General features: G+C 65.1%; 4 protein-coding genes. All 4 read right to left on the bottom strand.

Annotation, left to right across the window (positions count from 1 at the left end):
- Positions 1-860: PPE family protein (locus tag AC2VOU_RS06725; RefSeq protein ID WP_486956666.1), on the bottom strand; the 860-nt coding region annotated here is incomplete at its 3' end.
- 2 nt (positions 861-862) lie between these two features.
- Positions 863-1,168 carry a PE family protein gene (locus tag AC2VOU_RS06720; protein ID WP_486956665.1) on the bottom strand — a complete coding sequence of 102 codons (306 nt, stop codon included), beginning with the start codon at positions 1,166-1,168 and terminating at the stop codon, positions 863-865.
- Positions 1,169-1,250: 82 nt separating this feature from the next.
- On the bottom strand, positions 1,251-2,210 hold the full coding sequence (locus AC2VOU_RS06715) for a hypothetical protein (RefSeq protein WP_486956664.1): 960 nt from the start codon (positions 2,208-2,210) through the stop codon (positions 1,251-1,253).
- Positions 2,210-2,970, bottom strand: a 761-nt coding sequence (locus AC2VOU_RS06710; protein ID WP_486956663.1) for a JmjC domain-containing protein, incomplete at its 5' end; no start/stop codon positions are given. The genes AC2VOU_RS06710 and AC2VOU_RS06715, both read right to left, overlap by 1 nt.

The following is a 2,970-nucleotide window of genomic DNA, read 5'->3' as shown; positions in this document are numbered from 1 at the left end:
AGATAGGTGCTGAACTGGGACAGGTCTTCGCTGAGTTCGAGGAGTCGAACGACGTAGTAGATGGGTTGGCTGGGGTCCGCGTACGAGTCGAACGTCATTCCGTTGACGGTGCCCTGAGCGGGGTTGAAATTTATCCCGAAGTTCTTCAGCACGTCCGCCAGGAAGTTTTCGAACGGGTTGACGATATGCGGGTCGTGGGCGGTGAGGCTGTTGCCGATCCCGAACTGCTTCAAGATGTTCTGCAGCCACTGTGGGATCCCCAGCGGATTGTCACCGCTGAGGTTGCTGTAGGGATCGTTGCTTGCGGCGGGCTGTACCTCGGATTTCAGGATCGCTGGCGCGGTGTCGGTGGCCGGTGTCGCCGCGACCGCGGTGTCGGCGACGGCTTGGTAGGTGCTCATCGTGGCCGCGGCCTGAACCCACATCCGCGCGTAGTCGGTCTCGTTCAGCGCGATCGGAATCGTGTTGATGCCAAAGAAATTCGTAGCCTGCAGCACACCGTGAACGATGTGATTGGAAGCCAACTCGGGCAGGGTCGGCATGACTGCCAGCGCGGCGGTGTACGCGGCGGCCGCGGCTTCGTGTTGGGTGGCCGCCGCGGAACTGTCGGCACTGGCTTTCGTGAGCCACGCCAGATACGGGACATGGGCGGAGACGAACGACTCTGCACTCGGACCTTGCCAGGCGCCGGCCTGTACCTCGGCCAGCGCCGAGTTGAGCTCTTCGGCCACCGACGTGTATTCGGCACTGAGTGCGTTCCACGCCTCCGCGGCCGCGAGCAACGAGCTGGGGCCCGGACCACTGCTCAGCAAGGTGGAGTGCACCTCCGGCGGCGCAGCCATGTAGAGCGGCGCCGTCATGCTCAGACCCAGGTGCCGTAGGACGCCGCCGTGGCGGCATCGCCCGCGGCGTAAGTGGCACCCGCCACAGCGACCCCAACCCCAGAGCGGCCAAGCTCCTGGGCGCCCTGTGCGACGGCGGCCGCATGTTGGCCGCCGCGCAGGCTGAACGCGGCAGCGGCCTGCAACGACACCGGGTCGGCCGCGGCGGGTAGCACGGCAGTGATCATTGGTGCCGCGCTCGCCTGCGCCGACGCCAGCCGCGCCGTCAGAGCCTCGATGCGCGCACTGGCGGCCGCGAGGCCTTCTGGGACGACGCGCAATGTCATGAAACCCCTCCGACCATCATAATGAATATGATTGTCATTAGCATTTCTAGCACAGCGCGGTGGGAATGTGAACTCGAAAGGCCTACGGCGAGTCCGCAAGCCGTCGATACCCCGCCTCGGCGAAGCGTCGGGCGACGTCCCGCATCTCGTCGGTCACCGCACGGGCTGTTTGCTGGTAAGTCGAAAAAATCTCAGGCTCAACTTCTTTGGAGTACAACCGGGACTGCTCGGCCATGCGCTCTATCGCCGCGGCGTCGATCTCGATCCCGAAGTGCGTCACGACCCGTTGCCATACCGCGGCAGGCAGCTCAGAGCGGTCGATGCACAACCTCCGAGGCGGTCCGGCGGCGGCTGACGACAGCATCGCGTCCAGCGCTCGGGCAGCGAATTCGGCTCGTGGCATGGTCAGCACGGCGGCCGGGTCGATGCCGAAGCGCAGCGCTGTCTGCAGCGGCGGCACGTGGTGTCCGAGCCAACCTGGCGGAGTGGCCAGCAGCGACGCCACCACCTCGGCCGGGTCGCGCTGAACCCACACCCACGGGGTGTCCGGAAAAGCGGCGGTGAGGATCTCCTGGCGGCGAATGTTCCAGCTGGTGCACTTGAGCACAAGATGCTGTTCGTCGCCATGCCGGCGCCGGCCCAGCGCCCTCACCAGCAGCCGAACCACCCGGACCAGCGTGACGTCGTCCACCCGCGCCGGGTCCAGGCCTAGCAAGGCGTTGAGCGGGGAGGGCTCGGCGACCACCACGACCCCGGGAACCGTCGACAACAGCCTCGACACCAGCGTCGATCCGCAGCGCGAGAAGTGGTGAATCATGCCCGCCGGATCAAGCGAGGGTTCTGTGTCGAGCGCTACCAACGCCTCGAGTCCGGTTCGGACGAGCGGCCGCGCCTGCGAACCAGTCGACCACCGAGCCACGCTCTCGTCGAAGAACGGCTCCACGAAACGCTCGGCCGACAGATCGGCCCAGTCAATCGTCGGTATCCGCCCGGAAAAGTCGAATCGGATTGGCGTCCATCGGGCGAGGTCGGATAGTTCCATCAATCGGGCAGCCGGACCAGGAATCCGCTCACGATCAGAGTTCGGGCCAACTCGATCTGCTGCCTCGCGCTCAGACCCGGCAGATCACCGATCCGAAACGGCTCGACGCTTCGCGAAACGAACTCCATCGCGGCCTTGTGGTTGGCAGTTGCGCCGACCGACAGGCTCGCGAATTGCAGTGTGACGCCGGTGGATTCCGTCCGCACCAGCGAATAGAGCGGCTGGTACTTGCGTACCACCGTTTTTCCGTCGAGTCCCGCGACATCCGAGATCGATCCGACCGGCGGGCAACGGCCCCGTCGCACCAAGACATCGGCCAGTGCGTCGAGTCCCCTCGCGATCGCACCCGGGTCCTCGACGATCTTGACGGTGTCACGCATCAGCGCGTCCACCGTGGCGCGCAGGTCCGCATCGTCGAGATGCCGGGGCGGCAGCTGGGCGTTGAGTCGGTCGTCGTGAAAGCTCTGCTGGTAAAGAGCCCCTACGGCGAGTGTGAACGCCGTGGGGGCGTGCACACCCACGGTCAGGTGAATGGATGGCTCTGCAATCGTCTCGGCCTCGTGCACTTTGCCCCGCGGCAGATACAAGACGTCGCCGGCTTCGAGATTCACGTCGATGGGCGACGGAAGGCCTTCGGTGGCAACGGCGTTCTCTTTGTCGCGCTGCATGTCGCGTGGCGGGATGTCAACGCCTTCGTAGACGTGCCAGATTTTGGATCCCTGAATCTGAAGGATTAGTACGTCATGGTCGTCGTAGTGCG

The sequence above is a fragment of the Mycobacterium sp. TH-M25 genome (genome assembly GCF_057473665.1).
This window is presented reverse-complemented; position numbering and strand designations above follow the sequence as displayed.

What these genes read in the sequence shown, in the direction of transcription:
- AC2VOU_RS06720 (WP_486956665.1), bottom strand. Translation starts at nt 1,168, where the DNA reads ATGACATTGCGCGTCGTCCCAGAAGGCCTCGCGGCCGCCAGTGCGCGC.
- AC2VOU_RS06715 (WP_486956664.1), bottom strand. Translation starts at nt 2,210, where the DNA reads ATGGAACTATCCGACCTCGCCCGATGGACGCCAATCCGATTCGACTTT.